We start from the raw sequence: 19,332 nt of genomic DNA, 5'->3' as shown, positions 1-19,332 counted from the left end.
CCTGTGGGAGCGAGCTTGCTCCGGGCGGCGTTCCGACGATAGCGGTTTCACAGTCACCGCATCCCTCAATCCCCCCCCCAACCAGCCATTCCCCGACATCCCCTCTAGGAGCAATTCTCCGAGGGGACTACAATCGCCACCCCGCCTCAATGGCTGATCTCCCTCGCCCATGCTGACCTGTTCCGTACACCCGCTGCCCTATCGCGCCAACCCCGCCGAGTACTTCGCGGCGATTCGCCATGCCCCCGGCGCCGTGCTGCTCGACAGCGGCCGCCCCAGTGCTGATCGCGGTCGCTATGACCTGCTCAGCGCCTGGCCACTGGAACAACTGACGGTATCGCCCGACGAAAGTGGCGACGCCTTCCTGCAACGCCTGCGCGACAACCTGACACGCCTGGGCGAGGCCACTCTGCCAGCACCTTATGAGCTGCCCTTTGCCGGCGGTTTGATCGGCTACCTGAGTTACGATTTCGGCCGACATCTGGAGCGCCTGCCGAGCCAGGCACGGGACGACCTGCAACTGCCTGACGCACGTTTCGGCCTGTACGGCTGGGCATTGGTCAGTGATCACCTTTCGCTGACCAGCCAATTGGTGTTCCACCCGACACTGCCCACCGGCGAGCGCCAGCGCCTGATCGATCTGTTCAGCCAGCCTGCACCGGAAGTGGTCGCGCCCTTCAAACTGCTCACCTCGATAACTGCCGACTTGAGCGCTGACCAGTATCAACAGGCAATCGAGCGCATCCAGCAATACATTCAGGCCGGCGACTGTTACCAGGTCAACTTCGCCCAACGGTTTCGCGCACCCTGCCAAGGTGATCCGTGGGCCGCCTACTGTGCGCTGCGCGCAGCGTGCCCGACGCCTTTTTCCGGTTTTCAGAGCCTGCCTGACGGCGATGCCGTACTCAGCCTGTCGCCGGAACGCTTCGTCAAAGTCAGCCAGGGTCATGTGGAAACCCGCCCGATCAAGGGCACTCGCCCGCGGGGCCTGACACCTGAGCAAGACGCCGCGAACGCCGCCGAACTGCTGGCCAGCCCTAAGGATCGCGCGGAAAACCTGATGATCGTCGACCTGCTGCGCAATGACCTCGGCCGGACCTGCCGCACCGGTTCGGTTCGGGTGCCGGAACTGTTCAGCCTGGAAAGCTATCCGAACGTGCACCACCTGGTGAGCAGCGTAACCGGTGAACTGGCGGATGGGCGCGATGCCCTGGACCTGATCGCCGGCAGCTTTCCCGGCGGTTCGATTACCGGCGCGCCAAAGATTCGCGCCATGCAGATCATCGATGAGCTGGAACCGACCCGACGTGGACTGTATTGCGGTTCGTTGCTGTACCTGGACGTGCGCGGCGAGATGGACAGCTCCATCGCCATCCGCAGTTTGCTGGTCAAGGACGGGCAGGTGTGTTGCTGGGGCGGTGGCGGGATTGTCGCGGACTCGGAGTGGCAGGCTGAGTATCAGGAATCGATTACCAAGGTGAAGGTGTTGCTCGATACCCTGCAAAACCTCTGACACCCTGCGCAGCGATCTTTTGATCTTGTTTTTTAAGATCAAGTTCAAAAGATCGCAGCCTGCGGCAGCTCCTACAGGGATCGGGTTTACAGGCTCAAAGTTCGGTTCGAAGCCTTGATGAACTCCTGCTTCAGCTCTTCAAACGTGTGCACCGCCGGGAACTGCGGGAACTGCGCAATCACGTTTTCCGGCGCATGGAACAGAATCCCGGCATCGGCCTCGCCCAGCATCGTGGTGTCGTTGTAGGAATCCCCCGCCGCGATCACCCGGTAGTAGAGGCTCTTGAAGGCCAGGACCGACTGACGCTTGGGATCTTTCTGACGCAACTGGTAGCCAGTGACACGCCCGCTGTCGTCGGTAATCAGACGATGGCAGAGCAAGGTCGGGAAGCCCAGTTGGCGCATCAGTGGCTGGGAGAACTCATAGAAGGTGTCCGACAGGATCACTACCTGGAAGCGCTCGCGCAGCCAGTCGACGAACTCGATGGCGCCGTCCAGTGGCTTGAGCGTGGCGATCACTTCCTGAATGTCGGAAAGTTTCAGGCCGTGCTCGTCGAGAATCCGCAGGCGCTGCTTCATCAGCACGTCGTAGTCGGGAATGTCCCGAGTGGTGGCCCTGAGGGATTCGATCCCGGTTTTTTCGGCGAAGGCGATCCAGATTTCCGGGACCAGCACACCTTCAAGATCCAGACAGGCAATTTCCACAAGACACTCCCATTTGTATTGATTATTGAGTCGAGCGAGCATAAAGCCTGCCGAACTCTAGCGACTCGGACCTGCCTGCGCAACGCAGAGGATGCCCCGGCCCGCGCAGCTTTTTGTTACCATCGACCCCATAGAGAGCGCCCAGCGCCACTGACCTGTAGGAAGCCGCCCTGATGAGCCCAACGTTCGACGTCGTGGAACTCGCCACGACCTATGCCAACAAATCCGCCCAGGACATCCTGAAGCTCGCGTTTGCCGAGTTCGGCGATGACCTGTGGATATCTTTCAGCGGTGCCGAGGACGTGGTGCTGGTGGACATGGCCTGGAAGCTGAACAAGAACGTCAAGGTGTTCAGCCTCGACACCGGCCGCCTGCACCCCGAGACCTACCGCTTCATCGATCAGGTGCGCGAGCACTACAAGATCGACATCGAACTGGTGTCGCCGGACCACACGAAACTTGAACCCTTCGTGAAGGAAAAAGGCCTGTTCAGCTTCTACAAGGACGGCCATGGCGAATGCTGCGGCATCCGCAAGATCGAACCGCTGCGCCGCAAGTTGTCCGGCGTGAAAGCCTGGGCCACCGGCCAGCGCCGCGACCAGAGCCCCGGCACCCGCAGCGCCGTCGCGGTGATGGAAATCGACACCGCGTTCTCCACCCCGGAACGCACCCTGTACAAGTTCAACCCGCTGGCGCAAATGACCAGCGAAGAGATCTGGGGCTACATCCGCATGCTGGAACTGCCGTACAACAGCCTGCACGAACGCGGCTTCATCAGCATCGGCTGCGAACCCTGCACCCGCCCGGTACTGCCAAACCAGCATGAGCGTGAAGGTCGCTGGTGGTGGGAAGAAGCGACGCAGAAGGAATGCGGGCTGCATGCGGGGAATATCATCAGTAAATCCAAAACGTAAACCCACTGTAGGAGCGAGCCTGCTCGCGATGGTCGCCAACGATAACGCGGGGTGCCTGATACCCCGCTGCGTTCTCGGGTTCATCGCGAGCAGGCTCGCTCCTACAGTGTTATCTGCAGCTTCAAAAAAATGTGTACACAGAAATGTCACCATCGGTGCCATTTTTGTGTGCACTTTTAGTTTCATGCCCCAAAAAGTTACATCTCCTTTCTCATCACCTCGCCCACATCTTCCCTCTCAAAAAATAAATACTTGTTCAATCGGTCAATTTAAATTTTCTATTTTTCAATCAGTTATTCGTTTTCTATAACAATACGAAATGAGCACTGTTTTTTATAGAATCGCGACTGGCATGGATCTGGCTTAAGTGCATGCATGTTTTGTATACAATCAAATCAAAACATACACACACTTTAGATCCGCAAGCCTGAAGCGCCCTATCCCGTACAGGCTGCAGATGCCCCGTAACCAGTGATATTCGCCACCCGCGACGAAGATTTGTCGAGCCAACGCTCATGCACAGTCATCGCGATGTCGAGCATCAGGAGCCTGCCGGAATGCGTACTAGTCTCTCCAATAACAACATCGCGCTGGATCTACCCTCCTCCCATTCCACCCACACTGCCGACAACCAGGCGCATCACGCCCCTGTCGTGCTCAGCCCCCGACTGCACAACAAGGATCTCGCCCCGACCAAGACCGAAGGCCGGCGCTGGGGTCGCTACAGCATCTTCGCCCTGTGGACCAACGACGTTCACAACATTGCCAACTACTCCTTCGCCATCGGTCTGTATGCCCTGGGCCTTGGCGGCTGGCAGATCCTGTTGTCCCTGGGGATCGGTGCGGCGCTGGTGTATTGCTTCATGAACCTGTCTGGCTACATGGGCCAGAAAACCGGGGTGCCGTTTCCAGTCATCAGCCGGATCAGTTTCGGAATCCATGGGGCGCAGATTCCTGCGTTGATCCGCGCCGTGATCGCCATCGCCTGGTTCGGTATTCAGACGTACCTTGCGTCCGTGGTGTTTCGCGTGTTGTTGACGGCGGTCCATCCCGGGTTCGCCGACTACGACCACAACTCCATCCTCGGCCTGTCGACCCTGGGCTGGGTGTGTTTCGTCGCCATCTGGTTCGTGCAACTGGCGATCCTCGCCTACGGCATGGAAATGGTGCGACGCTACGAGGCATTTGCCGGCCCGGTGATTCTGCTGACCGTCGCCGCCCTCGCCGCGTGGATGTACACCCAGGCCGATGCGACCATTGCCTGGTCGATCCGTGAGCCGCTGACTGGCGCTGAGATGTGGCGCAACATCTTTGCCGGTGGCGCGTTGTGGTTGGCGATCTACGGCACGCTGATCCTCAACTTCTGCGACTTCGCCCGCTCTTCGCCGTGCCGCAAGACCATCAAGGTCGGAAATTTCTGGGGCTTGCCGGTGAATATCCTGGTGTTCGCCAGCATCACCGTCCTGCTGTGCGGCGCGCAATTTCAGATCAATGGCCGGATCATCGAGAGCCCGACCGAAATCATCGCCTCGATCCCCAACACCTTCTTCCTGGTGCTCGGCTGCCTGGCGTTCCTGATCGTCACCGTGGCGGTGAACATCATGGCCAACTTCGTCGCCCCGGCGTTCGTGCTCAGCAACCTGGCGCCGAAGTACCTGACTTTCCGCCGCGCCGGGCTGATCAGCGCGACCATCGCCGTGCTGATCCTGCCGTGGAACCTCTACAACAGCCCGCTGGTGATCGTGTATTTCCTGTCCGGCCTCGGTGCCCTGCTCGGCCCGTTGTACGGGGTGATCATGGTCGACTACTGGCTGATTCGAAAAGGCCAGGTCAACGTGCCGCAGTTGTACAGCGAAGACCCGAACGGCCCCTATTACTACAGCCGCGGGGTCAATTTGCGCGCTGTGGCGGCGTTCATTCCCGCCGCGCTGATCGCCATCGTCCTGGCCCTGGTGCCAGGGTTCCACAGCGTGTCGCCGTTCTCCTGGCTGATTGGTGCCGGCATCGCCGGGATGCTCTACCTGATCATCGCCAAGCGCCAACCGCACTACGCCGATGTCAGCGGCGAAGCCATCGCCGTCGACAACGTCAGCCACTGATCCTGTTGCGGCCCGGCGTTGTCGGGCCGCAGAACCAACTGCAATAAGGACTCCCATGCGCATTCTCGTGGTCAACGTCAACACCACCGAATCCATCACCCAGGCCATCGCGCGTTCGGCGCAAGCCGTCGCGTCGCCCGGCACGGAAATCGTCGGTCTCACCCCGTACTTCGGCGCCGACTCCATCGAAGGCAATTTCGAAAGCTACCTGGCGGCCATCGCGGTCATGGATCGGGTGATGTCCTACGACCAGCCATTCGACGCCGTGATCCAGGCCGGCTATGGCGAACACGGCCGTGAAGGCTTGCAGGAACTGCTCAATGTGCCGGTGGTGGACATCACTGATGCGGCAGCGAGCACTGCGATGTTTCTGGGTCATGCCTACTCAGTTGTTACCACCCTTGATCGCACTGTGCCGCTGATCGAGGATCGGCTGAAACTCTCGGGGCTCTGGGACCGCTGTGCCTCGGTGCGCGCCAGTGGGCTGGCAGTTCTGGAACTGGAACACGAACCACAGCGGGCGCTGGAGGCCATCGTGCATCAGGCCGAGTTGGCGGTAACCCATGACAAGGCCGAAGTGATCTGCCTGGGTTGCGGTGGCATGGCCGGGCTGGATGAGCAGATTCGCCGGCGTACCGGGGTACCGGTGGTGGATGGCGTGACGGCGGCAGTGACCATTGCCGAATCGTTGGTGCGCCTTGGATTGTCGACCTCGAAGGTGCGGACTTATGCGACACCGCGGCCGAAGAACATCATTGGCTGGCCGGGGCGGTTTGCCCGGTAGACCGCGTTATCGTTCATCGCGGGCAAGCCACGCTCCCACAGGTTCTGCGTCGTTCACCTTATCGTCATACGACGCAAGTCCTGTGGGAGCGTGGCTTGCCCGCGATGGCCGCACCTCGGTCTTGAGCCTACCTCAAACCGCACTGAACCGCTGCCCCAACCCCCGCTCGGCAAACTTCTCGATGACGAAGTCAACAAACGCCCGGGTCTTGCCGGGCAGCAGTTTGTGTTCGGCGTAGTAGATAGAAATGTTGCCGTCGTCGACATACCAGTCCGGCAACACCCGCTGCAATGTCCCCGCCTCCAGATAACCCACGGCAAACGGCATGCTCACCAAGGCAATGCCCAAACCCTGGGTCGCCGTGGCGCAGGCAGCTTCCGAATCGCTCATGGTCATCCGCGCCTTGAGGGTCAATGGACTGTGTTGCTGACTACGACTGGTCAACTGCCAGGAACGCACGCGACCGGTCTGCGGCGAGCGAATGAGGATGCCATCGTGATACTTGAGATCGTCCGGCTCGACGATTGCCTCCCGCGCCGCCAGATACTCTGCGCAAGCCACCAACACGCGATGGGCCGGTGTCAGCTTGCGTGCCACCACGCCCTGAGGCAGTTCGAATCCGCCGCCAATCGCGGCGTCGAAGCCCTGGGCAATCAGGTCGACCTGTCGGTTGTCGAAATGCCAGTCCGGGTTGATTGCCGGAAAGCGCCGCAGAAACTCCCCGAGCAACGGCACGATGTACAAGCGCCCGAACACCGTGCCCATGCTGACTTTTAATGTTCCGGCAGGACGCCCTCCGGCACTGGCGAGATTGGCCACGGCATTCTGGATGGTGTGCAGGCTGCCGCTGACTTCGCCGAGAAACAACTGGCCGGCTTCCGTCAGCGTCAGGCTGCGAGTGCTGCGCTGAAACAATCTGACGCCCAGCCGCGCTTCGAGCTTGGCGACGCTCTTGCCTACCGCCGCCGGTGTCAGGCTCAGACGCCGCGCGGCTTCGGCGAAGCTGCCGACCTCAGCGCTGCGCACAAAGCATTCGATACTGCTGAAGGTTTCCATAGGAGCCACTATAAACTTTTGGTTTACACAGACTATCGCAACTATGGTCTACACAGCATGGAATCCTGAATCGATACTAGCCTCCATCAACCGGGACATCTCGCCTCGGGACTTGGAGATCGACATGACTACTCAGAACCTCAGCGGCAAAGTGGCATTGATTCAAGGTGGTTCCCGCGGCATCGGCGCAGCCATTGTCAAGCGCCTGGCTGCTGAAGGCGCGACCGTTGCCTTCACCTATGTCAGCTCCACGGCGAAAGCTGAAGAACTGCAACACAGCATCACCGCCAAAGGCGGCAAGGCCCTGGCCATCAAGGCCGACAGCGCCGACGCCGACGCCATTCGCGGCGCCGTGTCCGCCACGGTAGACGCTTTCGGTCGCCTGGATATCCTGGTCAACAATGCCGGCGTACTGGCCGTCGCACCGCTGGCCGAGTTCAAACTCGAAGACTTCGACCAGACCCTGGCCATCAACGTGCGCAGCGTGTTCATCGCCACCCAGGCCGCCGCCAAATACATGACCGAAGGCGGACGCATCATCAACATCGGCAGCACCAACGCCGACCGCATGCCCTTCGCCGGTGGGGGCCCATACGCCATGAGCAAGTCGGCACTGGTCGGCCTGACCAAAGGCCTGGCCCGTGATCTCGGCCCGCAAGGCATCACCATCAATAACGTGCAACCGGGTCCGGTCGACACCGACATGAACCCGGCCCACGGTGACTTTGCGGAGAGCCTGATCCCGTTGATGGCCGTGGGCCGTTACGGCAAGGCCGAAGAGATCGCCAGTTTCGTCGCTTACCTCGTAGGTCCCGAGGCTGGCTACATCACCGGCGCGAGCCTGACCATCGACGGCGGTTTCGGCGCCTGATGCGTGTCAGCCAACTGCCAATAACTGTGGGATCGCCGCACCGCCGCTCCCACACTTGCCATTGTCGACCGTCTATTTAGCTAGGCCCATTCAAGCGCCGGCAATCCAAATACGCCCGGCTCGAACGCCTTCAACGTACGAAGAATGCCATCGGCGTGTGCGTACCTGGCATCGGCCATCGCCGCATCCGGAATTGCAATCGCCGTCATCCCCGCAGCTTTCGCCGCCGTAACACCAAAGGGCGAATCCTCGAACACCAGGCAATCTTCAGGTGCAACACCCAGACGCCGCGCCGCCGTCAGGAAAATATCCGGTGCCGGTTTGGCCGCGCCCACCTCGGGGTCATCGGCAGTGACGATGAAGTCGAACAAGGCGAACCAGTCGCGGTGCAGGGTGGTTTTCTGGCCGAACGACTGGCTCGAAGAACTAGTGCCCACGGCAATGGGAATGTTGTTGGCCTTCAGATGCCGTACCAGTTCCTGTGCACCAGGCATCGCTTGCGCTGTAGGAAAGCGCTCGCGCATCAACGGCTCACGGATCACCAGAAACTCTTGTGCCGTAATCGGCAAATCCAGCGCTTCAACCACATAGCGCGCCAGATCGCCCGCGCCCCGGCCAATGATGTTCTGTTTGATGCTCCAGTCGAAGGTTCGACCGTAACGTGCGGCGATGATGGACGTGACTTCGGTGTAGATGCCCTCCGTGTCCAGCAACAAGCCGTCCATATCGAAAATCACGGCCTTGATCGGGCCGAATGCTTTTAGTGGTGCATTCATCGCATCTGATCCGTTTTCCAAGGCATCCCGGCCGACGCAGCTGAGGCCGACTCCCGGATGGATTAAAGGATTCAGCAGCATAACGAGCGCCGCTGGCTTAGAGCAACGATGAAATCCTGATCCACGTCGAATGGCACTGCGTGATTTGGTGAATCGCCCTACAGAAAACGCCAACTTTCCCGACTTCTTTCCTTGAAAATCCTCCGCAGAGTTTCACGTCCCACATTCCGCCAAGCGAAAGTCTGCAGATGTTCGATCCCAAAAAGGTATTGGCATGCCCCGCCAGCGGCCCCTTGACACGGATGCACAGGGTCGAAACCGCCGCCAGCACCGACACCGTCGAGCACACCGCCACCCACAACTGCCCGGTTTCGATGGTCACTGGCGAGGTATTGCTGACCCTCACGGACAGCACCCTCGACGGGATCTTGCCGTTCGACTTCACCCGCATCTATCGCACCAGTGCCGTCGAACTCGACACCGGCCTCGGTTTTGGCTGGAGCCATTCGCTGTCCCAGCACCTGGTGCTCCACGACGAACAGGTGCTGTGGATCGACCCCGAAAACCACCGCACGCCATTTCCACGGCCGACGGCGACGCGCCCGGTGATCCACAACAGCCTGTCGCGGGCGGCGATTTACCTCGGCGAGGAGCCGGATGAACTGATCCTCGCCCTGGCCGGCGACCGCGCGCGGTTCTACCACTTTCATGACGGCCGGCTCAGTGCGATCAGCGACGCCTACGGCAACCACGTGACGGTGCAGCGGGACCGCCTTGACCGGATCCAACGCCTGGACAACGGCGCTGACCGCGCCTTGCTGCTGCGTTACGACCTCAAGCACCTGATGGCCGTCGATTATCAGGTGTTTCAGCGCAGCGGCCCCGAGGCGTACACCTGGCGCACCGAACAGACACTGGTCAGCTACCGCTACGACGCCCGCCAGCGTCTGATCGAGGCGACCAATGCCGCGGGTGAAAGCGAGCGCTATGACTACGACGAGCGGCACGTCATCCTGCAACGGCAATTGGCTGGCGGCGCGAGTTTCTTCTGGGCTTGGGAACGCTCCGGCAAGGCGGCCCGCTGCATTCATCACTGGGCCTCGTTTGCGCAGATGGAGGCGCGCTACGTCTGGGACGATAAAGGCGGCGTGACGGTGAACAACGCCGACGGTAGCGAAGAGGTTTACGTTCATGACGACCGCGCACCGTTGCTACACCACGTCGGGCTGGACGGCGGTGAGCGCCACAAGGCCTACGACGATCAGGGCCGCCTGATCGCCGAGCAGGACGCCCTCGGCGCTGTCACCGAATACCATTATGACGAGGTCGGCCGGCTGATCGCGCGGCTTGCGCCGGATGAGGCGCTCACGTCCTACGAGTATCGCAACGGTTTCCTGCATACCCGCACCTGCGGTCAGGCGACATGGAGTTACCAGCGCAATGCCCAGGGCGACATCACTGCCGTCACCGATCCCGACGGGCAGATCACCCGCTATTTCTACGATTCGCAGGGGCGCTTGCTGACGATCCGTTTCCCCGACCAGAGCGGTCACCGGTTTGTCTGGAACGCCTTGGGACAATTGCTGGAAGAGACCCTGCCGGACGGTGCCCAGCGCACTTTTTCCTACGATGCGTTAGGAAGGCGGATTAGCCGGCAGGACGAACACGGTGCCGTCACCGGTTATGAATGGGACGCCGTGGGTCGACTGACCCGGACCACGCGGCCCTCCGGTGCCCGTCGAGCCTATCGCTACAACGCCTATGGCCAGGTCACCGCCGACACCGACGAACTGGGACGGGTAACCCGTTACGAATACGCCGACGACCTGCGCCTGGTCAGCCGTCGGATCAACCCCGACGGAAGCGCGCTGAAATACCGCTACGAACATGCGCAATTGTTGCTCACCGAGATCGAAAACGAGGTTGGCGACATTTACCGGCTGGATTACACCCCAGGCGGATTGATCCGACAGGAAACCGGCTTTGATGGCCGTCGTACCGCCTACAGCTACGACCTCAATGGCCAATTGCTGGAGAAAACCGAGTTTGGCGACGACGGTTCGCTGCTGGTTACCGGTTATCAACGTGACAGCGCTGGGCGGTTACTGGTCAAAACCTTGCCCGATGGGGTCAAGGTCGAGTACCGCTACGACAGTCTCGGGCGGCTGGTCAGTGTCGATGACGGCCAGAACCATCCGCTGGCGTTCGAATACGACCGCCAGGACCGGCTGATCACCGAACATCAGGGCCGGGGCACCCTGCGTTACGGCTACGACGCCTGCGGTCGGCTCAAGCGCCTGCGCCTGCCGGACGCCTGTGTCCTCGTCTACCACCACGCCAAGGGAGGCGCCCTCACGGCCATCGACCTCAACGGCACGCGCCTGACCAGCCATCGCTTTGTCGGCGGGCGCGAACAGCAACGCCAACAGGGTCTGCTGCTCAGCGATTACACCTACGACGAGCAAGGTCGTTTGCAGGCCCATGCCGTCAGCCAAAAGCAACGACCGCTGTATCGCCGCAAGTATGCCTACAGCATCAAGGGCAACCTCCTGCAGATTACCGACAGCCGCCACGGTTCACGTCGCTACCAATACGATGCGCTCGACCGCCTGACCGGCGTACGCCACACCCGCGACCAGTTCGCGGAGAACTTCACCCACGACCCGGCCGGCAACCTGCTGATCCACGACCGCCCCGGCCCGTGTGTGCTCCAGGGCAACTGTCTGCGTCGCCGTTACGACAGCCACTACGACTACGACGCCTTCGGCAACCTGATCCGCGAACGCCGCGGTATGCCGACCCAGGTCACCGAATACACCTACGACAGCCAGCACCGCCTGATCGGCGTCAGCACCCCGGACGGTAAACGTGTCAGCTACTGCTACGACGCGTTCGGCCGGCGTATCGGCAAAACCGTCGACGGCCAGACCACGCAATTCTTCTGGCAAGGCGATCAACTCATCGCCGAAAGCAGTCCCCGACACTACCGCAGCTACGTCTATGAGCCCGGCAGCTTCCGCCCGTTGGCGCTGCTCGACGGCAAAGGCCGAGCAGGCGCCTGCCCGCTCTACTACCAACTCGACCACCTCGGTACCCCGCAGGAACTGACCAGCTACGGCGGCGGCGTCGTCTGGTCGGCCAAATACACCGCCCACGGCAAACTGCGCGAACTGAGCGACGGCGACGGCGACGGCGACGGCGAACGACTCGAACAGCCGTTACGGTTTCAGGGGCAATACTTCGATGCTGAGAGCGGCCTGCACTACAATCGGCATCGCTATTACCATCCGGACATCGGTCGTTATCTGACGCCGAATCCGGTCAAGTTGGCCGCAGGGTTGAACCCGTATCGGTACACCCGAAACCCGACCGGGTGGGTTGATCCGCTGGGGTCGAGGGGGAACTGTCCACTGGCGAACAAGGCCGGGGGCTCGGCGACAAATGGGGTGGGTGGGGCAAAGGTTGATGAGGGAGGACCCCATGCGCCCTCTCCAAAACCTCCAAACCGATACTTGCATCACGCAGACTCAGGCCACGACATATCGAGGACTGAGTAATGGACGCATTCGATCAGCTAGACAACCAGTCAATCCGGCAACACGACTCGATCAATCTTCGTCCTCTTCCTCATCTTCCAACTCAATATTCCCCACATCGCCCAAATCATCAGCATCGTTAAGCGGCACCGTCGCATCATCCATCAGCGATCCCGGATCTTCATTGCCGGGATCGTTGATAGATGGCCGTCCGCTCGGGCCCTTTTCTTCCTTGCCTTCGCTTTTCGCAGTCATGGGATGCCTCGCTCAACTAGTGATGCTTTTTGTGGTGCTTGTTCGAATGTTTATAACCGTTACCGGAATGGGAGTGACCGCTGTCACTTCCCAGATCATTGCCGACCGCACCGCCGGCTGCACCGCCCAGGCCTGCACCGATGGCCGATCCGGTCGAACCGCCAAGACTGTTGCCGACCACCGATCCACCCGCCGCGCCCAAACCACCGCCTACCGCCGCCTCGGTGCGACTGTGCCTGGGCGCGGCAATGGCACTGCCGGCCGCTCCGCCGACACCCGCACCAACCGCTGCACCAGTACTGCCGCCCAACTGGCCACCGACCACATTGCCCAGCACCCCACCAAGACCACCGCCCACCGCGGCATCTCCATTACCTCCCGCCAGCGCCACCTGAGAGACCAGCAATCCGAAAACAATCGCAGGCAACATCAATCGTCGAGCACTCAGGCTTGTGGTTTTATTGCCGTTGGTTTTCGGATTCATGGCACGCCTCGCATTCTTCAGGAGTATGGGAGATTTGAGCGGCTGCTGCGTGAAACGTTCATAAATGAAAAAGCCCGGCATCAAGCCGGGCTCTGTTCAAATCTGGATCAGGATCAGTGACGCTTGTGACCATTGGCCAGATTGCTGCCCACGCCGCCGCCCAATGCGCCGCCCAGGCCTGCACCGATGGTGGCACCGGACTTGCCGCCAAGGCTGTTACCGATCACCGAACCACCGGCGGCGCCGACACCGCCACCGATAGCAGCGCTGGTACGATGACCTTTTTTGGCGGCAACAGCGCTGCCCGCCGCGCCAGCGACACCTGCACCAATCGCTGCGCCAGTGCTGCCGCCCATCTTCTGACCGACCACGTTACCCAATGCGCCGCCCAAGCCACCGCCCAACGCGGCAGTGCCGTCACCAGCCATTGCACCTTGAGCAACCAGAAGCCCCAGAACCAGAGCGGGCAGTGTTAAACGCATGACAAAAACCTCGAAAATAGGGGTAAACAAAAATGGGGGCGAGATTGAATGCTTTTGCACGGATAAAGTCCAGCACGCCGGTCCAACTTCGCGGTTGGCGACAGTTGGACAGCACTTTAGGAAAAGGTTTTATGACGGACAAAAAAAAGCCCGCTGGGGAAACGGGCCAGGTGTTGCTTTCTAACGGATGAGTCGAGATTACGCAGACTGCTGTGAAAAGTTTGTGAAAGATCACCACTTTGAAGAAATTGTCATAAAACCCTTTCAGACATTAAAAACCCCGCTCAATGACGGGGTCTGCCTGACGTTCCATTACTTCCTGACCGGTGCTGTCACCCTGGGTAAGAATTTGCCCTTCAGTATCCGGCACGCCCTGGTCTTGATCTTGTCGACCTCAGTCTGGTCCTCGCCGAAGCTGGCCACATACTGGGTCTGGCCACACTGCACGCAATTGTTGATCGGAAACTCTGCGCCATCGTCCTCGATATACGGATCAGCCATCTCTTCACCCCTTTTCAACAAACGGGATCGACACTGGCAAGCCCTTTGCCTGAAAGAATATCGATCGCCAAGGTTTTTGAGACTAGCCGGTCACCAATGGACCTGCCGTTCGGATTTCCCCGTGACCGACGAATGGCCTTTCACCTTTCACCTCAACTTGACCGCAGTCCCGGTCACAAACACCACGACCATCCCGCCTTTGCCGGCCGGCATACTGATCTCATAATCAAGCCCGACCACCGCGTCCGCCTCAAGCGCCTGCGCCCGCTCCTTGATCTCATCGGTGGCTTGAATGCGCGCCTCCTTCAACGCCCGCTCCAGTGTCTGGGAACGCCCGCCGAAAAAGTCGCGCATCCCGGCAAACACGTCACGGACGACGTTGATCCCTTGCACCGACTCGGCGCTGACGATGTCCAGGTAGGCGGTAATTTGTCGGCCTTCAATGGAGTGGGTTGTGGTGGTGATCATGGGTGTTCCTTCCTGTTCAGAAATTCAGCCAGTGCATCAAACGCCGGCAACGTGACGGAATCGTTGGCCGAGTTGCTGGCCACCGGATGGGATGCGTAGCGGACGATGACCATATCGGCCTTCGGGTCGACGTAGATACGCTGCATGATGTCGATTCTGTTCGAAGAGTTAGAGCGCTCTACAGCCGGACAGGCTTGTTCACTGTTTAAGCATGGGCTTCGCGATCAAGAACATCAGCGACCCACTGATTGATACTTTTGCGGGCTAGCTGAGCTTTCACGGCAACCGTCGCGTGAAGGGCTGGGGCCAGGCGCAGACTGAGATGGCCTGAATAGGGTTTCTGTGGGGTGCGGCCGAGTTTGGCGCAAGTCTCCAGATAATCGGTGACGGCCTCTTCGAGTGCGGTGCGAAGTTCTTTGACTGACTCGCCGTGAAACCCGACAACATCCTTGATGCCCGCAATGTGGCCGACGAACAGACCGTCTTCATCGCTGTATTCGATCCGGGCTGAGTAGCCGTTGTAGTTCATTACGTTCACGGGGTAACTCCTGCTTGTTCAAGAAAAGCCCGGGCGTCAAGCACCTGATAGGGCTTGGCTTCTTTGTCGGGGTGCGGCCGGTGGAAGGTGGCGACCACTCCGTTCAGTTCAAAACGTACCCGCGATCCATTACCTTCGATGGTTATGGCCCCGGCAGCGCTGAACAAGGATTCAATGCGGGACCACTCCAAGGTGGCCGGGGTGGGTCTTGGAAATAAGGCTTTGAGGGTGCTGAGTTGTTTATTATTAGCGGTATTACATCATGATACCGTACAAGATTTAGCAACCGCGAATGACATCGCTGATGCGCGGGAGAAGCCTCTAACGCGTGCGTAAAAAAACACCGCTTATCCATTTGAGAGATTGAACGACCCTGCCTCGAAGTGGCCAACCTCGCAAGCTCAGCACTCAAAAGATGAAGAAAGTTCTTACGCTGATCACCCAGCACGTGTCGCGTGAGGCGACGCATTGGAGTGGCAGTGATCAGAGTAGGATAAGATGCCTGCAAATCAGGCTTGCCGTGAGTAGCCCCGCATGACAGATAACAGTCGGAACACCACCCGTCTGATCAAGAAGTACCCGAATCGCCGTCTGTATGACACGCACACCAGCAGTCATTTGACCCTTGCGGATATACGCCAATTGGTCGTCGATAAAATCCCGTTCGAGGTGGTCGACGCCAAGACTGGCGAGGATCTGACCCGAAGTATTTTGCTGCAGGTCATTCTGGAAGCCGAAAGTGGCGGTGAGCCGATATTCTCCAGCGAGATGCTCATGGGGATTATCCAGTTCTACGGTCCCTACCAGAGCGTCCTCGGCAGCTACCTGGATAAAAGCATCCAGACGGTCATCGACATCCAGTCCCAGACCGGCGCTCAGTCATCTGAAGCCTGGAGCGAGTTCATGCACCAGCAAGCACCGGTCATGCAGGATTTGATGCGCCAGTATGTCGACCAGTCAAAAGCCCTCTACCTGAACACTCAGAACCTCTTCGGCCTGTTCGGCGGCATGCCACCAGGCAAGCCAGGTGCCGGTAGCGGGCCGAAAAAAAATGGCGATGGGGAGTAAACCCATCGCCATCAGTGTATCCGCTTTAATGTGACTTACTTGTTACCGCTTGTAGCCTTGGCACCAGGAGCGGTTTTGCCGGCTGCGGCGGTCGCTGCGTCAAAACTGCTCTGGGCAACGTCAGCAGCCTGTTTTACGGCATTCTGTGCGCTTTCAAAAACGGTACCGGCATTCGCCAGCGACGACTTGAACGCGGCCACAACAGGCTCGGAGCCAGCCGGTGCATTCTTGCTGATCACTTCAACGAACTCTTGCACCTGCTGGGTGCCCGCCTCGACCTGACGCGAGGTCAGTTTGGCGATTTCCGAGTGAGTGCCGACAATCAACGCTTGCACTTGGCGATTGAACTCAGCCAGGCGTTCAACTTGCACATTTGGCTGGGTGAAAGAAGTCTGGAGCTCGGCGAGCCCTTGTAGATCACGGACTGCCAGCAGCTTGCGAAAGCCGTCGAACTGCTCCTCGGTGGCGGCCTGCAATGTCTTGAACTGCAATTGGCTGAACTGTTCAACACTGGAGAAGATTTTGCCGCTGATTTGCTGCAGGAGGTCTAGGTTGGCTTTCTGAGCGTCTTGCAATTTTTCCGAGTTAAAAAAAGACATGCTTGAATCTCCTGATGCTGGAAGGCCTACATGGGCCAGAGGACGCGATAGCGATCCTGCCGGTCATCGCGCTAGCCTTGATATTGCAGTGCACAAATCCGTTTGGCAATGATTTCTTGTGCGGTGCACAAAAAAATTTCTTCTCCTGCCTCTTTTCGCTATAGACTCCTAACATCGAACAGCCAGCCAAACCCTCTTCATTAATGAGGCGCAGGCAGCTTCTTCTCATGCATAACGCCAGGAGATCACCATGGGTCAGGAAGATATTATTGCATCGCAATATGAAAAACCCTCCTCTCAACGCGGCCTGTTCGAACACCTGAGTCATCTGCAGCACCTCAATGCCCTGAACGTCCTTGATGCTTTGCGCCAGCGCCAGGAAAAAACCCTCGCGCCTCTGAAGCGGGGTCAGCTCAGACAACCCACGCCCACTGACTGGCAGGAATACTTCACCGACCTCGGCCAACGCAGCCTGCTGTTCTGGGACACCCTGCGCCAGCGCGGCGACAATACGCAGGCCCATGAACGCGCCGGGTATCCACTGCTGCTCAAGTTCGATCATGAAACCCTGATCGCCGGCTCCGATCTCCCACGCCCGGTCAACTATTCACTGCTGCAAATCCTCCCCGGACCAGAGCAAAGAATCGACAGCAACGGCCAGCCGGTGATCATCATTGACCCACGCGGCGGCCACGGCTCCGGAATCGGCGGCTTCAAACAGGATTCGGTATTAGGTGAAAGCCTCAGAGCCGGCCACCCCACCTATTTCATCTCTTTCAGTCACTCGCCACAGCCTGGGCAAACCCTGGCCGATATCGTCGAAGCCCAGGCCCGGTTCATCGAAGTCGTCAGCGCCCTTCACCCGGCCAACAGCAAGCCGATCATCATCGGTAACTGCCAGGCCGGCTGGGCCTTGATGGGGCTGGCGGCAACACGGCCGGAACTGCCGGGATTGATCATTATCAATGGTGCCCCCTTGTCATACTGGGCCGGTGTCAATGGACGCAATCCGATGCGCTACACCGGTGGCCTGCTGGGTGGCGGCTGGATGGCTCGCTTGGGCAGCGACCTGGGCAATGGCCGTTTCGACGGTACCTGGTTGGTCAGCAATTTCGAAAACCTGGACCCGGCCAACACCTATTGGGGCAAGTACTACCAGTTGTTCAGCCAGGTCGACAGCGAGGCTGCGCGCTTCCTCGACTTCGAACGCTGGTGGGGCAGCCCGACCCTGCTCAATGGCGAAGAGATCGAGATGATTGTCGATGACCTTTTCATCGGCAACCAGTTGTCTGGCGGTCTCGGCCGCAAGAGCACCGGCATTGACCTGAAACGTATCGAAGCACCGGTGGTGGTGTTCTGTTCCTACGGAGACAACATCACCCCTCCCCAGCAGGCATTGAACTGGATCGCCGATGCCTATCCCAGCGATCTCGCTTTGCATGACGCAGGACGTACCATCGTCTACCTGCGGCACGCCAGCATCGGCCATTTAGGCATTTTTGTTTCCGGCAAGGTGGCGCGGCGCGAACACCGTGGGATGCTCGGCGCGGTCGAAACCATCAAGGCGCTGCCGGCGGGACTGTATGAAATGCTGATTGACGATCTGCCAACCTCCTCAGGCAGCGATGACATGCAATACCGAGTGCGTTTCGAATCAAGGCGAATCGCCGATATCCATGATGACGTCGAGCCGGCCCGTGATGACGATCGCGAGTTTTCTCTGGTGGAGCGCGCCTCTGAAATCAACAGCGCGTTTTACGACGGGTTCATACGTCCGTGGCTGCGTCAGATCGTCAACGAGCCAATTGCCGAACTGTTGCGCAGGGCGCACCCCTTCCATCAGCAGCAAGTGCTATGGAGCAGCCTGAATCCGGCGCTGTGGTGGTTAGCCGGGACCGCCTCCCAAGTGAGCAGCGATCGTCGTCCCGCACGCAAAGACAACCCGTTGCTGGCCTGGCAGGAGCTGTTCTCCAACCAGATGCAAGACGCCCTGAATGCTTATCGCGATGTGCGTGACGCCACTCAGGAGCTGTGTTTTTACGGTATTTACGGCGCACTGAGTGCCTTCACCGGTAACAAGCCTGTGCGAAATCTCCAGGCACATGCCGACCAGCTGGACCAGGCCCTGATCGAACGCCTGCAGGATGCGCTGCCTCATGGCGGCCCTCTGGAAGCATTGGTGCGGATTCTGTTTTTGCTGGGCCGCGACAGCGACAAGGCGGGCAAGGAAAGCATCGAGAAGCTGATCCAGCAGGTGCACCTGCTGGTCCAGGATTACAGCAATGAGCCCACTGCCCTGCGCGAAGCCATCCGATTGCAGAACCTGCTGGTATTCGCCCACCCGCAAGAAAGCTTGCGCAGCCTGCCCTTGTTGCTGCCTGAGGCAAAGGAACGCCAACAGGTCCTGACAGCCGTTGGGCAATTGATGCCTGAACTGCTGGCGACCGTTGGAGCTGAAGGCGAATTCTGGCGTGAACTGCACGCGTTGCTCGAAGTCCCCCTGCCAGGTTTCAGCCTGACTCAACCACCCAGTGAAACAGTTGTCATCGCGCAGGAGCCCCCTTCGCAGCCACCTGCGGCGCCGCAGATTACACCACTGCCCGCTCCCGCCATCGTAGTTAAAGCCCCGAAGCGCAAAGCGAGCAAAGGGACAACAGGCCCCAAGCCTCAATGACACTTCACAA

At 59.5% G+C, this 19,332-nt stretch carries 19 protein-coding genes and 1 pseudogene; 8 read left to right on the top strand and 12 right to left on the bottom strand.

Translation table 11 applies throughout. The annotated features are described in order from the left end of the window. Nucleotides 1-169 precede the first annotated feature (169 nt). Nucleotides 170-1,513, top strand: coding sequence for an aminodeoxychorismate synthase component I (pabB, locus tag KW849_RS22705; RefSeq protein ID WP_218431355.1), 1,344 nt, complete (start codon nt 170-172; stop codon nt 1,511-1,513). Nucleotides 1,514-1,599: 86 nt separating this feature from the next. Here the strand turns inward: pabB and thrH are convergent, their stop codons facing one another. Then, nucleotides 1,600-2,217: a bifunctional phosphoserine phosphatase/homoserine phosphotransferase ThrH gene (thrH, locus tag KW849_RS22700; RefSeq protein ID WP_108218929.1), complete on the bottom strand. Its 618-nt coding sequence runs from the start codon at nt 2,215-2,217 to the stop codon at nt 1,600-1,602. 173 nt (nt 2,218-2,390) lie between these two features. Between thrH and KW849_RS22695 the strand changes: the two genes are divergently transcribed. The 3 genes from KW849_RS22695 (at nt 2,391) to KW849_RS22685 (ending at nt 6,014) form a co-directional block, all read left to right on the top strand. Next, nucleotides 2,391-3,131 (top strand): phosphoadenylyl-sulfate reductase, encoded by a 741-nt coding sequence (locus tag KW849_RS22695; protein WP_218431354.1) that lies wholly within the window; start codon nt 2,391-2,393, stop codon nt 3,129-3,131. Nucleotides 3,132-3,688: 557 nt separating this feature from the next. Next, the gene (locus tag KW849_RS22690) at nt 3,689-5,230 is read left to right on the top strand and encodes an NCS1 family nucleobase:cation symporter-1 (protein WP_218431353.1); all 1,542 of its coding nucleotides are present in this window, start codon (nt 3,689-3,691) and stop codon (nt 5,228-5,230) included. A gap of 55 nt (nt 5,231-5,285) precedes the next feature. Then, a complete protein-coding gene (locus KW849_RS22685) occupies nt 5,286-6,014 on the top strand; it encodes an aspartate/glutamate racemase family protein (protein ID WP_218431352.1) in 729 nt (242 codons plus the stop codon). Between the two features lie 132 nt (nt 6,015-6,146). On the opposite strand, the gene KW849_RS22680 is transcribed toward KW849_RS22685, so the two are convergent. After that, nucleotides 6,147-7,070 (bottom strand): LysR family transcriptional regulator, encoded by a 924-nt coding sequence (locus KW849_RS22680; protein WP_218431351.1) that lies wholly within the window; start codon nt 7,068-7,070, stop codon nt 6,147-6,149. A 124-nt stretch (nt 7,071-7,194) separates the two neighbouring features. Between KW849_RS22680 and KW849_RS22675 the strand changes: the two genes are divergently transcribed. After that, complete coding sequence (locus KW849_RS22675) at nt 7,195-7,941, top strand: 3-oxoacyl-ACP reductase family protein (protein WP_218431350.1); 747 nt, start codon at nt 7,195-7,197, stop codon at nt 7,939-7,941. 80 nt (nt 7,942-8,021) lie between these two features. Here the strand turns inward: KW849_RS22675 and KW849_RS22670 are convergent, their stop codons facing one another. After that, a complete protein-coding gene (locus KW849_RS22670; protein WP_218431349.1) occupies nt 8,022-8,717 on the bottom strand; it encodes an HAD-IA family hydrolase in 696 nt (231 codons plus the stop codon). A gap of 248 nt (nt 8,718-8,965) precedes the next feature. Between KW849_RS22670 and KW849_RS22665 the strand changes: the two genes are divergently transcribed. Next, nucleotides 8,966-12,274: an RHS repeat-associated core domain-containing protein gene (locus KW849_RS22665; RefSeq protein ID WP_218431348.1), complete on the top strand. Its 3,309-nt coding sequence runs from the start codon at nt 8,966-8,968 to the stop codon at nt 12,272-12,274. Between the two features lie 51 nt (nt 12,275-12,325). Here KW849_RS22665 and KW849_RS22660 read toward each other — a convergent pair whose 3' ends face one another. The 8 genes and pseudogenes from KW849_RS22660 to KW849_RS22625 all read right to left on the bottom strand — a co-directional run bounded on the left by KW849_RS22660 (nt 12,326) and on the right by KW849_RS22625 (nt 15,172). Next, nucleotides 12,326-12,508, bottom strand: coding sequence for a hypothetical protein (locus tag KW849_RS22660; RefSeq protein WP_218431347.1), 183 nt, complete (start codon nt 12,506-12,508; stop codon nt 12,326-12,328). Nucleotides 12,509-12,524: 16 nt separating this feature from the next. Next, nucleotides 12,525-12,992 (bottom strand): glycine zipper domain-containing protein, encoded by a 468-nt coding sequence (locus tag KW849_RS22655; RefSeq protein ID WP_218431346.1) that lies wholly within the window; start codon nt 12,990-12,992, stop codon nt 12,525-12,527. Nucleotides 12,993-13,105: 113 nt separating this feature from the next. Continuing rightward, entirely contained in the window at nt 13,106-13,474 is a 369-nt protein-coding gene (locus KW849_RS22650; RefSeq protein WP_007988063.1) for a hypothetical protein, read from the bottom strand. Nucleotides 13,475-13,786: 312 nt separating this feature from the next. Continuing rightward, entirely contained in the window at nt 13,787-13,975 is a 189-nt protein-coding gene (locus KW849_RS22645; RefSeq protein ID WP_218431345.1) for a hypothetical protein, read from the bottom strand. A 147-nt stretch (nt 13,976-14,122) separates the two neighbouring features. Further along, nucleotides 14,123-14,443, bottom strand: coding sequence for a YbjQ family protein (locus KW849_RS22640; RefSeq protein ID WP_108218940.1), 321 nt, complete (start codon nt 14,441-14,443; stop codon nt 14,123-14,125). After that, nucleotides 14,440-14,586, bottom strand: a pseudogene (locus tag KW849_RS22635) (6-aminohexanoate hydrolase); the annotation flags it as partial. The gene KW849_RS22640 and the pseudogene KW849_RS22635, both read right to left, overlap by 4 nt. A 62-nt stretch (nt 14,587-14,648) precedes the next feature. Then, a complete protein-coding gene (locus tag KW849_RS22630; RefSeq protein WP_218431344.1) occupies nt 14,649-14,981 on the bottom strand; it encodes a type II toxin-antitoxin system HicB family antitoxin in 333 nt (110 codons plus the stop codon). After that, nucleotides 14,978-15,172, bottom strand: coding sequence for a type II toxin-antitoxin system HicA family toxin (locus KW849_RS22625; protein WP_218431343.1), 195 nt, complete (start codon nt 15,170-15,172; stop codon nt 14,978-14,980). Before KW849_RS22625 ends, KW849_RS22630 begins: the two co-directional genes overlap by 4 nt. Nucleotides 15,173-15,515: 343 nt before the next feature. On the opposite strand from KW849_RS22625, the gene phaR reads away from it, so the two are divergent. Next, a complete protein-coding gene (gene phaR, locus KW849_RS22620; protein ID WP_218431342.1) occupies nt 15,516-16,049 on the top strand; it encodes a polyhydroxyalkanoate synthesis repressor PhaR in 534 nt (177 codons plus the stop codon). A gap of 35 nt (nt 16,050-16,084) precedes the next feature. Here phaR and phaP read toward each other — a convergent pair whose 3' ends face one another. Next, nucleotides 16,085-16,648: a TIGR01841 family phasin gene (phaP, locus tag KW849_RS22615; RefSeq protein WP_115948105.1), complete on the bottom strand. Its 564-nt coding sequence runs from the start codon at nt 16,646-16,648 to the stop codon at nt 16,085-16,087. A 250-nt stretch (nt 16,649-16,898) separates the two neighbouring features. On the opposite strand from phaP, the gene KW849_RS22610 reads away from it, so the two are divergent. Continuing rightward, the gene (locus KW849_RS22610; RefSeq protein ID WP_218431341.1) at nt 16,899-19,322 is read left to right on the top strand and encodes a DUF3141 domain-containing protein; all 2,424 of its coding nucleotides are present in this window, start codon (nt 16,899-16,901) and stop codon (nt 19,320-19,322) included. The last annotated feature ends 10 nt before the right edge of the window (nt 19,323-19,332 follow it).

Source organism: Pseudomonas sp. PDM26 (assembly GCF_019219185.1).
In the GTDB taxonomy this organism is placed as follows: Bacteria; Pseudomonadota; Gammaproteobacteria; order Pseudomonadales; family Pseudomonadaceae; genus Aquipseudomonas.
The sequence above is the reverse complement of the archived record's forward strand: the minus strand, read 5'-3'. Positions and strand labels throughout refer to the sequence as shown.